General features: G+C 61.7%; 16 protein-coding genes and 2 tRNA genes. 9 read left to right on the forward strand and 9 right to left on the reverse strand.

Annotated features, from left to right (window positions below; translation table 11 throughout):
• The first annotated feature begins 76 nt into the window (after positions 1-76).
• The 3 genes from A0U94_RS03830 to A0U94_RS03840 are packed head-to-tail and all read left to right on the forward strand — an operon-like array spanning position 77 to position 2862.
• Positions 77-1243 carry an MFS transporter gene (locus tag A0U94_RS03830; RefSeq protein ID WP_208611672.1) on the forward strand — a complete coding sequence of 389 codons (1167 nt, stop codon included), beginning with the start codon at positions 77-79 and terminating at the stop codon, positions 1241-1243.
• Positions 1240-1914, forward strand: a complete 675-nt coding sequence (locus tag A0U94_RS03835) for an HAD family acid phosphatase (RefSeq protein ID WP_077802493.1) — start codon at positions 1240-1242, stop codon at positions 1912-1914. Before A0U94_RS03830 ends, A0U94_RS03835 begins: the two co-directional genes overlap by 4 nt.
• 30 nt (positions 1915-1944) lie before the next feature.
• Positions 1945-2862, forward strand: a complete 918-nt coding sequence (locus A0U94_RS03840) for a hypothetical protein (protein WP_077802494.1) — start codon at positions 1945-1947, stop codon at positions 2860-2862.
• 51 nt (positions 2863-2913) lie between these two features.
• On the opposite strand, the gene A0U94_RS03845 is transcribed toward A0U94_RS03840, so the two are convergent.
• On the reverse strand, positions 2914-5589 hold the full coding sequence (locus A0U94_RS03845; RefSeq protein ID WP_077802495.1) for a DUF4175 domain-containing protein: 2676 nt from the start codon (positions 5587-5589) through the stop codon (positions 2914-2916).
• Entirely contained in the window at positions 5582-6937 is a 1356-nt protein-coding gene (gene lysA, locus A0U94_RS03850; RefSeq protein WP_077802496.1) for a diaminopimelate decarboxylase, read from the reverse strand. Before lysA ends, A0U94_RS03845 begins: the two co-directional genes overlap by 8 nt.
• Positions 6938-7005: 68 nt before the next feature.
• Here lysA and A0U94_RS03855 point away from each other — a divergent pair, with 68 nt between their 5' ends.
• The 3 genes from A0U94_RS03855 to A0U94_RS03865 all read left to right on the forward strand — a co-directional run bounded on the left by A0U94_RS03855 (position 7006) and on the right by A0U94_RS03865 (position 8666).
• Positions 7006-7395 carry a cytidine deaminase gene (locus A0U94_RS03855; protein ID WP_062030936.1) on the forward strand — a complete coding sequence of 130 codons (390 nt, stop codon included), beginning with the start codon at positions 7006-7008 and terminating at the stop codon, positions 7393-7395.
• On the forward strand, positions 7392-8087 hold the full coding sequence (locus A0U94_RS03860) for a trypsin-like serine peptidase (RefSeq protein WP_077802497.1): 696 nt from the start codon (positions 7392-7394) through the stop codon (positions 8085-8087). Before A0U94_RS03855 ends, A0U94_RS03860 begins: the two co-directional genes overlap by 4 nt.
• A gap of 144 nt (positions 8088-8231) precedes the next feature.
• Complete coding sequence (locus A0U94_RS03865) at positions 8232-8666, forward strand: response regulator (protein ID WP_077802498.1); 435 nt, start codon at positions 8232-8234, stop codon at positions 8664-8666.
• A gap of 33 nt (positions 8667-8699) precedes the next feature.
• Here the strand turns inward: A0U94_RS03865 and A0U94_RS03870 are convergent.
• The 3 genes from A0U94_RS03870 to A0U94_RS03880 form a co-directional block, all read right to left on the reverse strand.
• Positions 8700-8776, reverse strand: a tRNA-Arg gene (locus tag A0U94_RS03870).
• A 35-nt stretch (positions 8777-8811) separates the two neighbouring features.
• Positions 8812-8888: transfer RNA gene (locus A0U94_RS03875), tRNA-Arg, on the reverse strand.
• 61 nt (positions 8889-8949) lie between these two features.
• Positions 8950-9327: a hypothetical protein gene (locus A0U94_RS03880; RefSeq protein ID WP_077802499.1), complete on the reverse strand. Its 378-nt coding sequence runs from the start codon at positions 9325-9327 to the stop codon at positions 8950-8952.
• A gap of 96 nt (positions 9328-9423) precedes the next feature.
• On the opposite strand from A0U94_RS03880, the gene guaA reads away from it, so the two are divergent.
• Positions 9424-11025, forward strand: a complete 1602-nt coding sequence (gene guaA, locus A0U94_RS03885; protein ID WP_208611673.1) for a glutamine-hydrolyzing GMP synthase — start codon at positions 9424-9426, stop codon at positions 11023-11025.
• Positions 11026-11199: 174 nt separating this feature from the next.
• Entirely contained in the window at positions 11200-11613 is a 414-nt protein-coding gene (locus A0U94_RS03890) for a hypothetical protein (protein WP_077802500.1), read from the forward strand.
• 96 nt (positions 11614-11709) lie between these two features.
• Here A0U94_RS03890 and A0U94_RS03895 read toward each other — a convergent pair whose 3' ends face one another.
• Together A0U94_RS03895 and A0U94_RS03900 are read right to left on the reverse strand one after the other, a co-directional pair.
• Positions 11710-12156, reverse strand: a complete 447-nt coding sequence (locus A0U94_RS03895; RefSeq protein WP_077802501.1) for a CHRD domain-containing protein — start codon at positions 12154-12156, stop codon at positions 11710-11712.
• 64 nt (positions 12157-12220) lie between these two features.
• Entirely contained in the window at positions 12221-12793 is a 573-nt protein-coding gene (locus A0U94_RS03900) for an HNH endonuclease (RefSeq protein ID WP_062030874.1), read from the reverse strand.
• A gap of 141 nt (positions 12794-12934) precedes the next feature.
• Here A0U94_RS03900 and gluQRS point away from each other — a divergent pair, with 141 nt between their 5' ends.
• Positions 12935-13792 carry a tRNA glutamyl-Q(34) synthetase GluQRS gene (gene gluQRS, locus A0U94_RS03905; RefSeq protein WP_077802502.1) on the forward strand — a complete coding sequence of 286 codons (858 nt, stop codon included), beginning with the start codon at positions 12935-12937 and terminating at the stop codon, positions 13790-13792.
• On the opposite strand, the gene A0U94_RS16230 is transcribed toward gluQRS, so the two are convergent.
• Together A0U94_RS16230 and argH are read right to left on the reverse strand one after the other, a co-directional pair.
• Entirely contained in the window at positions 13777-13908 is a 132-nt protein-coding gene (locus A0U94_RS16230) for a hypothetical protein (RefSeq protein WP_255376051.1), read from the reverse strand. The genes gluQRS and A0U94_RS16230 overlap by 16 nt on opposite strands.
• Positions 13905-15350 carry an argininosuccinate lyase gene (gene argH, locus A0U94_RS03910; protein ID WP_077802503.1) on the reverse strand — a complete coding sequence of 482 codons (1446 nt, stop codon included), beginning with the start codon at positions 15348-15350 and terminating at the stop codon, positions 13905-13907. Before argH ends, A0U94_RS16230 begins: the two co-directional genes overlap by 4 nt.
• Positions 15351-15356: the final 6 nt, after the last annotated feature.

Raw genomic sequence — 15356 nt, forward strand, 5'->3', positions numbered from 1 at the left:
CTTTGGGTTGTTCCGGGATTCCGGGTGTGGCAGGGTTCGATCAATCTCGAACAATTGACATTCCCGGAGACCGGTCTTGAAACTGGCAGCGAAATCGTCCCCAAACTGGCCACTGCTTTCGCTCGCTGTTGGCGCCTTCGCCATCGGCACAACAGAATTTACACCGATGGGCCTGCTGCCCGTCATCGCGCATGGTCTCCAGGTCAGTGTGCCCAAGGCCGGTGGGCTGGTGACGGCCTATGCGGTGGGCGTGATGCTCGGCGCGCCGGTCATTACGCTCCTGATGGCGCGTTTCCGGCGCAAACTGGCCCTGATCCTGCTGATGGGCCTGTATGTGGCCGGAAATCTGCTCTCCGCGGTCTCCGGCAGTTATGAACTGCTTTTTGCCTCACGTGTTCTGACCAGTCTGGCCCATGGGGCGTTTTTCGGCCTTGGGGCCGTGGAGGCGTCTCTGTCTGTCGCGCCGTCCCGCCGGGCGAGTGCGGTGGCGTCCATGTTCATGGGGCTCACGATCGCGAACATCATCGGCGTTCCGGCGATGACATGGCTCGGGTTGAATTTCGGCTGGCATAGTGCGTTTGGGGTGACGGCCATGCTGGGACTAGTGACCATGCTGGCCGTGCAGTTCGCCCTGCCGCAGCGTGAGATTGGTCCGGCGCCGGAGGTCGGGCGTGAACTGCGGGTTCTCGTGAAGGGCAATGTGCTTCTGGCCCTTCTGACGACGGCGATCGGCGCGGGGGCAATGTTCGTGCTCTACACCTATATCGCGCCGATTCTTGAACACATTACCCATGCCACCCCGACCATCATTACTCTGGCGCTGATGCTGACCGGGGTGGGGTTCTCCATCGGGAACGCCATAGGCGGCCGGAGTGCAGACCGCTCTCTGGATGGGAGTCTGCTGATCTTTTTCCCCATCCTCGGCGTGATCATGCTGGTCTTTCCTTGGATGGCGCAGAGCGTACCTGGCGCTCTGTTTGCGTCACTGCTCTGGGGCGCCGCGACCTTTGCGCTCATGCCTGCGCTTCAGATGCGGGTCATGCAGGCCGCGCATGATGCGCCTGCGCTGGCGTCGTCCATGAATATCGGGGCGTTCAACCTTGGCAATGCGATCGGTGCGGCTCTGGGAGGGATCGCGCTGTCCATGGGGTTAGGCTATGGCGGTGTGTCCGTCATTGGTACGGCTCTGGCGCTGGTCGGGGTCGGGCTTGTTCTTCTGTCACGAAAGGTGGCTCCTCCATGATCCGTTCCCTCCTGCTCGCCACCAGCCTGTTTGTTGCGCCCCTCTCGGCGCTGGCCGCACAGCCTGCGAATGTTGGCGATGCCATTATGGCCGCCAGCGCCTATCACGACAGCGGCGATTACCAGCGCGACTTCGACGCCGTGGTTTCCCAGGCGCGCCAGTGGATCAACGAGACGGCGCCCAAGACGCGCCTCCCCGCGATCGTTCTGGATATCGACGAGACGACGCTGTCCAACTGGGACGAGATCCGCGCCGATGATTTCGGATATATTCCGGCTGGCCCGTGCGACGCCCTGCCCAAAGGGCCGTGTGGGGCCATCGCATGGGAAAAGAGTGGCCGCGCGCCGGCCTTTGCGTCCATGCGGGCGCTGATTGAAGATGCACAGGCGCATCATGTTGCGGTGTTTTTCGTGACGGGGCGTCATGAGGACGAGCGGGATGCAACCGAACAGAACCTGCATCTGGCGGGAATCCGGCACTGGGACGGTCTGTATCTGCGGCCGATGACGTCCCACGGATATGCTGCGCTGTACAAGGCGCCGACCCGTGAGAGAATCGAGCGCAAGGGCTATACGATCATTGCAAGCCTCGGGGATCAGCCGTCCGATCTGAGCGGTGGTTTTGCGAAAAAGACTTTCCTGCTGCCGAATCCGTTCTATCGTATTCCGTAACACTATGTAATTTCGGAAACGGAAGACGGTATGCGCCCTCATTCAGTTCTTGCACTCCTTCTTGCCGGAATCTGGAGCGGGGCGGCTTATGCGGCTCCCACGCCTGTTGAAAAAGCGCGTCTGTTGTGGTCGGGCCCGGAAGGGCGTATCGACGCGCGGGCCTGTCAGGTCCCGGCGGGAAAACCGCAGTCGTTCTGTATCGTCTGGACCAGCAAGGCCGCTCCTGTTTCTGAAAACATTGAAGGGGCTCCCGGATCCATCGCGACTCTCTGGCGGCGGACGGCGCTGGCACCGGAGCCGGAATCCATCCCGGATCTACTGTTTTATGTGAACTGGGACGGATCCGGACTGTGCGGTGAATATGTCGCGTTACGGTTTGCGCAACTTCCGCATTTCCAGAAGCTAAGTGACTGCCGGCAACCTGAATATCCACCACAGGGTGCGCCTGCGACCGGGCAGTTCGGTTTCTGGCTGTCGATTCCTATGATGACGCCGTTTGGAGCTTCGAATTCCGAGAGCGTATCCACGCCGGTTCCCGTGATCTGGCACAATGGAACATTCGCGCTGGATGAGGCCCGACTGAAGCAGGATGCCTTGTCCATGGTTTCTCAAGCGTTCCAGGGGGCATCCATCGGGAATGAAACCGGAGCATTCCTGTGGGAGGTCCGGCATCATTTTCCCGGGCAGGGTCTGCCCACCACGACACAGATCATGCTGGATCTGATCTTCAAAGGGCATGCCGACCAGGCGCAGGAACTAGTGCATAACAGTACCAATCCGCATTTCGATGCATCCCTCTACTGGAGTGATCTGTGCGCAATTCTGGTGGCAGATCCCAACTGGAAGATTTTAATGCACGGGGTTTTGCCCGGTGCTGCACAGGTTGAGGCGGCGGCACAGACAGGAAAAAAGCTGCGTGACACATCGGCCTATGTTCACGACCTGTAAAAGCGGGATCTGAAAAAGCCCGGTGCCATGACGGCGCCGGGCTTTTTTGTCTCAGAACGATTTGAGAAGCCGTTCCAGATAGTCCAGTTCACTTTGTGGTCGCGTGCGGTCGGAGGCGCGGCGGCGGAGTTCGCGCTCGATGTCGCGGGCGCGGTCCCGGGCGCTTTTGTCCGGGATATGAGCGTCGGAATCCTTGCCTTTGTCGCCTTCACCCAGTTTGCGGCCCAGCGGATCCTGATCCTTCTGGTCCTCGTCGTCGCCGTCTTCATCGCCCGCCTGCGGCTGGTCGCCGTCATCGCCCTGCTGGCCCTTTGCGCCGTGCTGGGGTTTTCCGGAACCGCCTGCGCCACCGGAGGGAATGAAGCTCAGGCTGCCGCCCCCCTGTCCACCCTTGCCGGAACCGCCGGATTTCTGGTTCTGGCGCATCTGCTTTCCGGCTTCGGACAGGTCGGCCAGAACTTTCTGTTCGGCTGTCTGGGCGTCGGCGTCTTTGCGGTCCGCGAGGGCTTCGCGGGCGCTTTGCATATCCGTTTTCGCCTTGTCGAAGGCTGTGGCGGGCTTGCCGGTCAGGTCCTTGACGCGATGGCTCAGGATATCGTTCACGCGCTGTAGCGCACGTTGCAGGGCGTGATCCGAACGGCGTCCGTCGGACTGGGCCGCGACCGTGGCCGGATCGACCGGAGCGGGCGGTTTGTCGGCAGGCTGGTCCATGCCGGCAGGTGGCTGCATGCCAAGCTGGCGGAGCAGGTCTGCCGTCGACATCTGACTGACATCGGGGGGATTGCCGTCATCGGGCGGTGCTGCGGCCTTACGGGCGGCGGAAAGGCGGGACTGCGTGTGGTCGAGCAGCATGGTCTCGCGATGGACGAGATCATGCAGGGCGGCGCGCTGCGCCTGCGCCTCGGCCTGCGCCTTCATCTGGGCGGCAAGGGCCTTGAGGTCCTCGGGGCGCGCCTGACGCATGCGCTCGGCCATGTCTTCCATCTGCTGGAGACGCCGAAGGGCTTCGTCGCCATGCCCCTGATTGGCTTCGGACTGAAGGCGTCGCATTTCGTCGGAGAACGGATCGGCCGAGCTGGTGCCGGATTGTGGCATCATGATCCCGCTCTGGGCGGCTCGCGAGAACAGGAGTTGCATCCGGCGGTTCAGGGCATCTTTGAGGGCCTGTGTGCGGCGCTGGAGTTCTTCCTGTTCAGGAAGGGTATGACCCTTTTCTCCCAGATCGCGCATGTGGTCGAGCTGCTGCTGTACACCCTGTTGTGCGGCGCGGACTTCGGCTGCGGCATCTGCGATTTCGGGGCCGTCACGGCGCAGATCGTCCAGATAGAGCGCAAGCGCCCAAAGGTCGCCCGGGACGTGATCAGCAGAGCCTTGCGGGGCATCTTTGCGAAGAGAGGCGATTTCCAGCCCCAGCGCTGCGAGGATCGCGCGTTCGTCGGTTGTCTGTGTCAGGAGCGCGAGTTCGTCCGAAGCTTTTGAGGCGCGTTCCTGCCCAAGCATGAGGCGGCGGCGCAAAGCCACGAGGGCGCGGGCCAGCGGGTCTGTGAATTTGCGGGCTCCGATCTGGAATTTGACGGGATCGCTGCGGCTTTCGCGACCCGAAACGCTTTTGGCATGTAAACGGCCTTCGACGTCCATTCCCGCAAAAGGATCGGAGGAGAGATCCGGCGTGGCGATCCCTTTTGCGTCTTTGGGATGACCGTCGAGGGGGATCGGAACGCGCAGGATCCGGCCGCGGGAGAGACCGGGCAGATGGATTTCGGCTTCCAGAGATTCGACACCGTAGGTCTGATGGATGAGCCAGGGCAGGCCAGTGCGCCAGTCGTCTTTCTGGGGGCCGGGTTTGCCGTCCCATGTGACGGTCGGGGGTAGGTCGGGTTCCACGGTCACACGCCATGCGCCGAGAGTACGGCCGCGAACGACGATGCGGACAGTTCCAGATTGTTGAAGCGTGCCGTGGCTGTTCCAGCTTCCCGCATCCAGCCGGCTCTGTGCGGGAGAGGCGATGCCGGACAGCGCGGGTTTGCCGTGAGCGCCGGTGATGGTGGCGTTCAGGATCGAACCCTGCGGCACATCAAGCGTGGTGCGGCCTGTTGAAGACAGGAAAATAGGCGCGCCAGGCGCATAAGACGGTCGGTCGATCCAGGCCTGAAGGGTCGGCAGCGGAACACTGTCATCGTCCACGCCGGGGACCAGCCCGGCGTACAGACGCGACGGCGTGTGTGTGCTCGCCAGCAGCGCGGCACCGATCAGGGCCAGAGGGACGGCGATAAGGCCGATACGGTCCTGCAGGCTGGTCTCGGGATGCGGAAGACCGACGCGGAGTGTTCCGAGCGAGGCTGTAACGCGCTCCACATGGCGCGCCCAGATGGCGGACTGTTCGCCGTTTCCGGCAAAAGCCGGGCGGTCGGTCAGGCTGAGCAGTGGCTGGCGGGCGAGACGGGAATCGTGCTCGATCCTGCGGTCTGCTGCCGGGATGCCCACGGGGGCAACACGGCGCAGGCCGGTGACGGTCAGCCAGAGAGCCGCGCCGAGCACACCGATTTCGAGCAGCGCATGCAACCAGTCAGGCAGGGACTGTGGGATGCGTGCGAGGCAGGCCAGACCGTAGAATGCGACCAGAAGCAGCGGCCAGCGCAGGGGCTCCCAGGCACGTTCCCACCACAGGACACGCTGGGCCCTGCGACGCAGGGTTTTGAGATGGAGGGCCGGGTTTGGCTCAGCCATGGTCATTCCTGGCTGCTGTCAGCCATTCGGGGACGGTTTCAGCAGCGATCAGATCCGCAACACTCTGGCGCTGGCGGATGATGTCCCATTTCCCATTGTCGATCAGGACCTGCGCCGCGAAGGGGCGGGAATTATAGGTAGAACTCATGACCGCGCCGTAAGCTCCGGTATCGAGCAGGGCGATCAGATCGCCGCGCTTCGTGTCCGCCGGGAGCGCACGGTCGCGGGCGAAGATGTCGCTGCTTTCGCAGACCGGCCCGACGATGTCCCAGAGCTTTGTTGGGCTGGTCAGCCCATTCGGGGCGACGGGCATGATGCCGTGCCAGGATTCGTACAAGGACGGCCGTGCGAGATCGTTCATGGCGGCATCGAGCACGACGAAGTCGGGGTTGCCAGCTTTGGTTTCAATGACGCGGGTTAGCAGGAGACCTGTCGGTGCAGAAAGCCAGCGGCCAGGTTCAATACTGAGGCGGACGTCAAGATCCCCCAGCGTCTCGGCAATAACGCCCGCGAGCATGTCGGGCGAGGGGGCGATTTCGTCACGATAGCGGATACCAAGGCCACCGCCACAGTCCACGGCTTCGACGGTGTGACCGGCAGCGCGGATTTCGCGGACCATGTCGGCAAGCCGCATATAGCCTTCCCGGAAAGGGCCAGCGGTGAGCATCTGGCTGCCCAGATGAACAGCGAGGCCAACGAGCCGGACATTCTTCAGGCGGGCCGCTTCACCATATAACGCCACGGCGCGGCGGTGTTCGATGCCGAACTTGTCTCCGGCGCGGCCCGTGGAAATCTTGTCATGGGTGTCGGCATCCACGTCCGGGTTGACGCGCAGGGCAGCACGCGCGACGCGACCACAGGCGCGGGCGATGTCGTCGAGGCGATACAGTTCCTCGACGCTCTCGACATTGACCTGCGCGATGTCGTGTTCAACGGCGGCCCGCAGTTCCGCATCGGATTTTCCAACGCCGGAGAACACGATGCTTGCGGGCTGGAGTCCGGCATGGAGCGCACGCTGCATTTCTCCGCCGCTGACGATGTCCACGCCGTAGCCGCACTGTCGCAGGATGGTCAGAGTCGCCTGATGGTCCTGTGATTTCATGGCAAAATGCAGGCTGACCGGCAGGTTCCGTGCCGCGAATGCAGCCCGCAGGGCCTTTGCTCGACGTCGCAGCGTTTCTGCCCCCGTGATCCAGCACGGCGTGCCGACGGCCGCCGCAATGACGTGCAGGGGCACGCCTTCGAACAGGAGGCCGTCCCGTGCGTCCGTCGTCAGGGAAGGGCGGGTGTCCAGCATGTCGCGGAAGGACGGGTCGGTGGCGGGATCGGAGGGAAGCGGTGCACTCATGATGGTGATACCGTATCGCTCTTGGAAGCATGTTCCAAGCTGAACCCGCAGGGGATAGTATCGCCGGCATGATACAGGAACTGATCCGAGAGGCCCTTGAGGCCCGTTCGCGTGCCTATGCACCCTATTCGCGCTTTCAGGTCGGCGCGGCCCTGCGCTGTGAGGGTGTTGTGCACTCCGGCTGTAATGTCGAGAACGCCGCCTATCCGCTGGGAACATGTGCGGAAGCCGGTGCAATTGCCTCCATGGTCAGGGCTGGGGGCCGGCGTATTGAGGAAATCGTGGTCGTGGGCGGCGATGCGCCGTGTACGCCGTGTGGCGGGTGCCGTCAGAAACTGCGGGAGTTCGGTCTGCCAGATCTGCGGGTGCATATGATATCTCCGAAAGGAGACGTGCTTCTGACCCGGACGCTGGCCGAACTGCTGCCTGATGCGTTTGGCCCGGATCATCTGGGATGAAAGGCGCCGCCGCGCTGCTGATGTTCTGGCTGTACGGCACAGGCGCACTGGCGGCTCCGGCCGTGGCCCTGCCGGGACTCGGATCGGACAGCCATCGCAGCGTGGTGGATGTGAATACGGCGCCCTGGAAGATTCTGGGGCGCGTCCAGACGTCACTGGGGGGCCGATGCACGGGATTCGCTGTGGCGCCGACCGTGATGGTCACGGCGGCGCATTGTTTGTGGCTGTCTGCAACGCGGCATTATATCCCGCCTGCAGATGTTCACGTGCTGATGGGGTATCTGCTTGGGCAATACCGGCTTCATGCCCATGTGACACATTTTGTTATTGCGCCCGGTTATGACCCAGAAAATGAGGGCGGTACGGCGTCCGACGATCGTGCCACGCTGGTGCTGGACCGGAAGGTGATCGCGCCTGCCGACCTTGTTCCTTACGGCGTAGCACAGACGGGGGCGGCTGCGATGCTGGTCGGATATCCTCAGGATCGGCCGGAAGTTCCGTACGGGGATATAGCCTGTCAGATCAACGGGTTGGCAGTGAATGGACTGATTCATCACGACTGTGCGGCAACACGCGGAGACAGCGGCGGCCCCCTGCTGGCGCGTCAGCCTGACGGGGAGTGGGGGATTGTGGGAATTGATGTTCTGGCGACGCCGGAACGGGGTGGATTTGCTGCGCCTTTACCGCACTGATGTCTGGCGCAGTTCAAGGGTTGCGAGACGTGGGTGCATGTCAGAAAAAATTCACTGATGCAAACATGGGCCCCATTGCTGCGTTGACCAGAAGACGACACCATAAAGGTGTTAAAGGTTTTTTAATCCCGGAAAGTGATTGCCATGTATGTCATGTCCATGAAGGGAGCATCATCCAGCGTCGTTCCGCAGGGAAACGTGCAGGGGGAAAGTAAAAAAATCGGCAGGAAGCATGTTCTTGTTGTCGAAGATCAGGCGCTGCTGCGATTCCTTGCTGCGGACATGCTGGAAGAGGCAGGTTACGAGACATCGCTTGCGGCGGATGCTGACGAGGCACTGGCTGTTCTCGAGCGGCGCCCGGACATCTGCACAATTTTTTCCGACGTTAATATGCCCGGTGACATGGATGGCGTGGATCTTGCGCGCGTGATTCGCGAGCAGCACCCCGATATTGGCCTTGTTCTGACATCAGGAACCCGGATTCAGGAACTCGGAGAGCTGCCGGGCGGCACGATGTTTCTGGCCAAGCCCTATGAATGGGACGAGGTCTATCGCTGCCTTGAGCGTGTGCGCCACTGAAACATCAATGAATTGTCACGGGGAAAAGCAATGTGGTGCACCCGAAAGGACTTGAACCTCTAACCCCCAGATTCGTAGTCTGGTGCTCTATCCAGTTGAGCTACGGGTGCGGACACATTGTATAAAGTCTTCATCAGGAGAAGACTGGTGCACCCGAAAGGACTTGAACCTCTAACCCCCAGATTCGTAGTCTGGTGCTCTATCCAGTTGAGCTACGGGTGCGCTGTGAGGCGGGGTTTTACAGAGGCTTAGCTGACCTGACAACCCCGCTTTCGAAAAAATTTCAGTTTCGCGTCATGGTGATATGGGCGCGGCACGACGGTGAGCCGAAAATGCCGCCGATCGCCTGCCCGACAGGGTAGCCGTTGAACACGACGGCTGTGGGATGGTGGTCCAGATCCGTCATGGCGAGTTCTGCATGATAATGCTGGCTGCCGGGCGTGTAGGTGCCGTGAAGAACCTGCGAGCCATCCGCCGGTGTGAACAGGATCTCCCTGCCTCTTATGCGAAGGGTCGAAGAACGCCCGGTCGGACAGGTGCCCTGATCCGTGACGAGGGCACCAACCCATGAGCCCGTCGGATCCTTGCCCGGGTCGGGCGTACCCGCGCAGGCGGCGAGCAGGGCCGTGACGGAGATGGCAAAAAGTGCTGGCAGGCGCATGTTGTTCCTGTTCGATGTTGCAGAATGGATGACGCAGACGACACAACACCTTATAGGAGAGCCTCAAAAGGCACCATGAAACCGGAACGCGAGGCCATGACATTGACCCAGCAGGACGCCAGCACCGTCGAAAAGCTCGACGAAACTCTTCACGAAGACCGTATCCTCATTCTGGATTTCGGCAGTCAGGTAACGCAGCTTATTGCACGCCGTGTCCGCGAGAGCGGTGTGTACTGCGAAATCTGGCCATACACGGCGACCGAGGAAAAGATCCGCGCTTTCAATCCGCGCGGCATTATCCTGTCTGGCAGCCCGGCCAGCGTCCATGACGAGAATGCGCCTCCGATTCCGGATGTTGTTTTTGCGCTCAACCGCCCTGTGCTGGGGATCTGCTACGGCCAGCAGGCGATGTGCCAGAAGCTGGGCGGCAAGGTTGAGAATCACGAGCACCGCGAATTCGGTCGCGCCTATATCGACATTGCTGAGGACTGCTCGCTGTTCCGGGGTGTCTGGGCACGCGGCAAGCGTGAGCAGGTCTGGATGAGTCACGGCGACCGCGTGACGCAGCTTCCGCCGGGCTTCCGTGCCGTCGCCCATTCCGAAGGCGCGCCGTTCGCGATCATCGCGGATGAGGGACGTCGTCTGTACGGAGTGCAGTTTCATCCGGAAGTCGTGCATACGCCGCATGGTGCAGCCCTGATCCGCAACTTCACGCATAATGTTGCGGGTTGCAGTGGCAACTGGACGATGGCCGGTTTCCGCGATCTGGAAATTGCACGCATCCGCAAGCAGGTTGGCTCTGGCCGGGTGATCTGTGGTCTGTCGGGTGGTGTGGACAGCTCTGTTGCGGCCAAGTTGATCCATGATGCGATTGGCGATCAGCTCACCTGCATTTTCGTCGATCCGGGCATCATGCGCACGGGCGAAGCGGACGAGGTCGTCAAGACGTTCCGGGGCCGCTTCAATATCCGTCTTGTGCATCGTGATGCGTCAGAGCTGTTCCTCCGCGAACTGGCTGGTGTGACGGACCCGGAAACCAAGCGCAAGACGATTGGCCGTCTGTTCATCGAGGTCTTCGAGGAAGAAGCTGCGAAGCTGGGTGGTGCGCAGTTCCTGGCACAGGGCACGCTGTATCCGGATGTGATCGAGAGCGTGAGCTTCTCGGGTGGTCCGTCCGTGACCATCAAGTCCCATCACAATGTGGGCGGTCTGCCGGACCGCATGAACATGGAACTGGTCGAACCGCTGCGGGAGCTGTTCAAGGATGAGGTTCGCATGCTGGGCCGCGAGCTCGGGATTCCCGAGAGCATCGTGGGACGGCATCCGTTCCCGGGGCCGGGACTGGCGATCCGTATTCCGGGTGATGTGACGAAAGAAAAGCTCGACCTGCTGCGCAAGGTGGATGTGATCTACCTTGAGGAAATCCGTCGTGCCGGGCTTTACGATGCGATCTGGCAGGCTTTTGCGGTTCTGCTGCCAGTTCGAACAGTCGGTGTCATGGGGGATGGCCGGACCTACGATCAGGCCTGTGCCCTGCGTGCCGTGACCAGCACGGATGGCATGACGGCGGAAGTCTATCCGTTCGACTTCGCATTCCTGAACCGTGTTGCAGGTCGTATTGTCAACGAAGTGCGCGGCATCAACCGCGTGACCTACGACATCACGTCCAAGCCGCCCGGTACGATCGAGTGGGAATGATCTCACGTTCGGTCGCGGTTGACGCCATCCGGATCTGACCTACTGAAAACCCCGCAGTGATGCGGGGTTTTTTTTGTGGTGCTTGCCGGGCGTTGCGGCGCAGTCGGGCTTGTGGACTTGCCCGTCTTTGCGGGGAGTGACAGGGTGGTGACATCTGAAAACAGGAGACTTGCGATGTCGATCCGGTTCATTTCCTTTTCCGCCCCTCTGCTTCTTGCCGCTCTGGTCGTGATGCCGCTGGGGATGGCTCCGCAGGCTATGGCGGCTGATACGGCTGAAAAGCCCTGCGAAACTGATCTGTGCCGGAGTGTGCGTCAGTCCTGGGCTGCGGTCCGTCATGACACGTCTGATGCCGCGCAGTGGACGAAGAAACAGAGCGTCAAGGGCTGGGACGCTACCAAGGATGGCGTTTCCGATGCGGCGCGCTGGACTGGCAAGGAAAGCAAAAAAGGCTGGAAGGCCACGAAGAACGGTACCAAGGACGCGGTGCACGACACCGGTGTCTGGACGAAGAAGGCCGTCCACGATCTTGATCCGGGACAACCCGCCAAGGCTCCTGAGGCGAAAAGCCCTTCAGCGGGCGAGTAAGGATGCTTGCCTGACAGGCTGCATCTGTCGTTTGTCTTATGAAAAAGGCCTGTCCCTCACGGGGCAGGTCTTTTCTGTTTTTGTAGGATGAAAGGCTTATTCCGCGTGGTGACGGTGGCCGGTCAGTTCCGTGGTGAGCTGGGCGCGGGCTTCTCCGTCCGGGAATTTTTCCGTGTGGAGATTGATATAACTCCGCCCGGCCTGAACGTCCGTGACCTGATCGGGCGTAAGCTGGAGCGTGCCAGTCATGCGGGTGGTGTAGGGGCCGTTGATCGGGGCTAGAACACCGGCATCCTCGTCCGCTGCCGCCGGGCCATGAAGATGGGCAGCCGTGACGGGGCCGGACAGACCATTGTCCTCGAAGCGATAAGTCAGGGTGTTCTTCGTGGTGTCCAGCATGGCGGATGCCGAACCCTTGATCGGAGCCGTGGCACCGTGTTCGCCCTTGAACGGGCCGAAAAGATGCAGGGTTTCGGCGGAAGCCGGAAGAGCAGTGACGGAAAGGCCGAGGGCCAGCGTCGTCAGCAGAAGTCCTGTGCGCATGGAAGTCCATCCTTGCAGAAGCTGGCCAGAAATTGACCAGAACTTGGACTGACTGAACGTCTGCTCAGGTTTCGAGTTCGGTATTCCAGTACAGATAATCGCGCCAGCTTTCGTGAAGATAATGAGGCGGGAAGGTCCGGCCATTTTCCTGAAGGCGGCGGCTGCTGGGCTGGACCGGCTTGCGGTGTGGGTGCATGCCGAGCTCGCTTGGCAGTTTTGAGCCCTTGAGCAGGTTGCAGGGGCTGCACGCGGTGACAACATTCTCCCATGTCGTGCGCCCACCGCGGGCACGGGGGATGACGTGATCGAAGGTCAACTCATGCGTGGGCAATCGGTCATGGCAGTACTGACACGAAAAATTGTCCCGCAGGAAGACGTTGAAGCGCGTAAAGGCGGGTTTGCGGGCGGTGGGGATGTAGTCCTTCAGGGCGATAACGCTGGGCAGGCGCATGCTTTGGCTGGGGGAATGGACGACGGCATCTTCATATTCGGAAAGGACCGAGACGCGGTCGAGGAAGACGGCTTTGACGGCTTCCTGCCAGGACCAGAGCGAGAGCGGGAAATAGGACAGCGGACGGAAATCCGCGTTCAGGACAAGAGCCGGAAAATGCTGACCGCTGACGGACACCACACGCATCCTTTCTGCAAGGACGACACATGCGGGATTAGCGCCGAATGAAAACGGGACAAACAGCGGGAAAACACGTGTCGTCGGCTTCTTTGAGGAAACTATTCCAGTAAACTGCGCGGACCGCAAGCAAACGCTGGTGACACATTCATGACGCCTCCCGCTACGACACGATTTGCGCCGAGTCCTACGGGGTTTCTGCATCTGGGACATGTGGTGTCAGGGCTCTATTCGCGGATCATGGCGGGTGAGGGCGGAAGGTTCCTGATCCGTATCGAGGATATTGATACGACGCGCTGTACGCCGGAGCTGACAGCGGCGCTGCGGGAGGATCTGGAGTGGCTTGGACTGTCGTCAGATGAGCCGGTGCGGCGTCAGTCCAGACATTTGCCTGAATATCAGGTCGTTTTGAAGACTCTGCGGGAGCGGCGGCTGCTCTATCCGTGTTTCTGTACGCGACGGGAGATTGCCGAGGCCGCGACGCAGACCGCGCCGGATGGAAGCCTCGTTTATCCGGGGACGTGTCGGCATGGCCCAGTTCATGCGGGTCGGGAGCCGGTCTGGCGCCTCGATATGGCGCGCGCGCTGGACGTGTTGCAGGGCGTGCCGGGTTGGCATGAGATCGGGCACGGCCGCGTTGCCGGGAAGGCCAATGCGTTCGGCGATATCGTTCTGGCGCGGCGGGATACGGGTGTGTCTTATCATCTGTGCGTGACGCATGACGATGCGCTTGAGGGCGTGACGACCGTCACGCGGGGGCGGGATCTGTATGAGGCGACGTCAGTTCAGCGGGTGTTGCAGGACCTGATGGGGTGGCCGGAACCGACTTATGCGCATCACGCGCTCATTCTCGATTCAGAGGGACACAAACTGTCCAAACGGGATGGCGCGGAAGGAGTGCGGGTTCTGCAGCAGGCAGGCTGGAGGGCCCGGCAGGTGCGGGAGCATCCGCTGGTGCGGCAGGCTCTGGAGGCGAGCCTGCCGACAGGCGCTTATTCCGGCGGGTAAGTGCCCGGATAGGTGATGTCCTGCGCGGGGCCGGGGGCGTGTGGGGCGCCTTTCTTGCCGCAGGCAGTCAGGCCGAGGGCCATGACCGCCATGCTGACGAGCAGCAGGGTTTTCATGCGGTTTCTCCGAGTTTTGCAAGCCAGGCTTTGGCCTGATGCGTCACATTGGCCGGTGCCGTGCCGCCTTCGCTGGTGCGCGACGCCAGAGACGCCTCGACGGTCAGGACATCAAAAACGCCCTTGTTGATCTGCGGTTCGACGGACTGCATCTCGCCGAGCGACAGGTCCGCCAGATCGCAGCCTTTCTGTTCCGCCATACCGACCAGACGGCCGGTGACGTGATGGGCGGTGCGGAAAGGAACGCGCAGTTCGCGGACCAGCCAGTCGGCAAGGTCAGTGGCGGTGGAGTAGCCCATGCCCGCGACCTCGCGCATCCGGGGGGCATTGGCTTTCAGGTCCCGGATCATGCCGTCCATGGCAGCCAGCGAAAGTGTCATGGCCTCGGTGGCGTCGAAGACGGGTTCCTTGTCTTCCTGCGTGTCCTTGGCATAGGCGAGCGGCAGGCCCTTCATGACCGTCAGCAGGCCCACGAAATCGCCCATGATGCGGCCGATTTTGGCGCGCACCAGTTCGGCGGCGTCCGGGTTGCGCTTCTGCGGCATGATGGACGAGCCGGTCGTGAACGCATCGGACAGCGTGACGAAACCGAAGGGGGCAGAAGCCCACATCACGATTTCTTCTGCGAGACGGGACAGATGCATGGCCTGAAGCGACAGGGCGGAGAGGAATTCGAGCGCGAAATCACGGTCCGAGACGGCATCGAGCGAATTGGCGGTCGGGCGGTCGAAATCCAGTGCCGCAGCCGTCATGCGGCGGTCGATCGGGAAGGACGTACCGGCAAGGGCGGCCGAACCGAGCGGACATTCGTTCAGACGGGCGCGGGCATCGCGCAGGCGACCGCGGTCCCGCGACAGCATCTCGACATAGGCCAGAAGATGGTGGCCGAACGTGACCGGCTGGGCGACCTGAAGATGGGTAAAGCCCGGCATCGGCGTTGCGGCATGCTCCAGCGCACGGGTGGCGAGGGAGCGCATCAGGGCGGCGGTCTGGTCCTGAAGGCCGTCGATGGCGTCACGCACCCAGAGGCGGAAATCGGTGGCGACCTGATCGTTGCGCGAGCGTGCCGTGTGCAGACGTTTGCCAGCCTCGCCGATGCGCTCGGACAGGCGGGCCTCGATGTTCATGTGAATGTCTTCGAGGGCGGGGGAGAACTCGAAGCGGCCTTCGCCGATTTCCTGCGCGATGTCGCCAAGGCCCTGACGGATTTCGGCCAGTTCGGTCTCGGTCAGCAGGCCGACTTTCTGAAGCATGGCGGCATGGGCGAGGGAGCCGCGGATGTCCTGTCGCCACAGGATTTTGTCAAATCCGATGGAAGCGTTGATCTCACCCATGATGGCGGCCGGTCCTGAGGCAAAGCGGCCACCCCATTGCGGATTGGCGGCTGTGCCTTCAAAGGACATGGCGGCATCTGATTGTGTGTCGACAGGAGCGTTTTTCATGATAAC

The sequence above is a fragment of the Gluconobacter albidus genome (assembly GCF_002005485.1).
Classification (GTDB): Bacteria; Pseudomonadota; Alphaproteobacteria; order Acetobacterales; family Acetobacteraceae; genus Gluconobacter; species Gluconobacter albidus.

Excerpts from the sequence above, each read along its gene's own strand:
- A0U94_RS03835 (WP_077802493.1), top strand. The coding sequence starts at position 1,240 with ATGATCCGTTCCCTCCTGCTCGCCACCAGCCTGTTTGTTGCGCCCCTC.
- A0U94_RS03840 (WP_077802494.1), top strand. The coding sequence starts at position 1,945 with ATGCGCCCTCATTCAGTTCTTGCACTCCTTCTTGCCGGAATCTGGAGC.
- A0U94_RS03845 (WP_077802495.1), bottom strand. The coding sequence starts at position 5,589 with ATGGCTGAGCCAAACCCGGCCCTCCATCTCAAAACCCTGCGTCGCAGG.
- lysA (WP_077802496.1), bottom strand. The coding sequence starts at position 6,937 with ATGAGTGCACCGCTTCCCTCCGATCCCGCCACCGACCCGTCCTTCCGC.
- A0U94_RS03855 (WP_062030936.1), top strand. The coding sequence starts at position 7,006 with ATGATACAGGAACTGATCCGAGAGGCCCTTGAGGCCCGTTCGCGTGCC.
- A0U94_RS03860 (WP_077802497.1), top strand. The coding sequence starts at position 7,392 with ATGAAAGGCGCCGCCGCGCTGCTGATGTTCTGGCTGTACGGCACAGGC.
- A0U94_RS03865 (WP_077802498.1), top strand. The coding sequence starts at position 8,232 with ATGTATGTCATGTCCATGAAGGGAGCATCATCCAGCGTCGTTCCGCAG.
- A0U94_RS03880 (WP_077802499.1), bottom strand. The coding sequence starts at position 9,327 with ATGCGCCTGCCAGCACTTTTTGCCATCTCCGTCACGGCCCTGCTCGCC.
- guaA (WP_208611673.1), top strand. The coding sequence starts at position 9,424 with ATGACATTGACCCAGCAGGACGCCAGCACCGTCGAAAAGCTCGACGAA.
- A0U94_RS03890 (WP_077802500.1), top strand. The coding sequence starts at position 11,200 with ATGTCGATCCGGTTCATTTCCTTTTCCGCCCCTCTGCTTCTTGCCGCT.
- A0U94_RS03895 (WP_077802501.1), bottom strand. The coding sequence starts at position 12,156 with ATGCGCACAGGACTTCTGCTGACGACGCTGGCCCTCGGCCTTTCCGTC.
- A0U94_RS03900 (WP_062030874.1), bottom strand. The coding sequence starts at position 12,793 with ATGCGTGTGGTGTCCGTCAGCGGTCAGCATTTTCCGGCTCTTGTCCTG.
- gluQRS (WP_077802502.1), top strand. The coding sequence starts at position 12,935 with ATGACGCCTCCCGCTACGACACGATTTGCGCCGAGTCCTACGGGGTTT.
- A0U94_RS16230 (WP_255376051.1), bottom strand. The coding sequence starts at position 13,908 with ATGAAAACCCTGCTGCTCGTCAGCATGGCGGTCATGGCCCTCGGCCTG.
- argH (WP_077802503.1), bottom strand. The coding sequence starts at position 15,350 with ATGAAAAACGCTCCTGTCGACACACAATCAGATGCCGCCATGTCCTTT.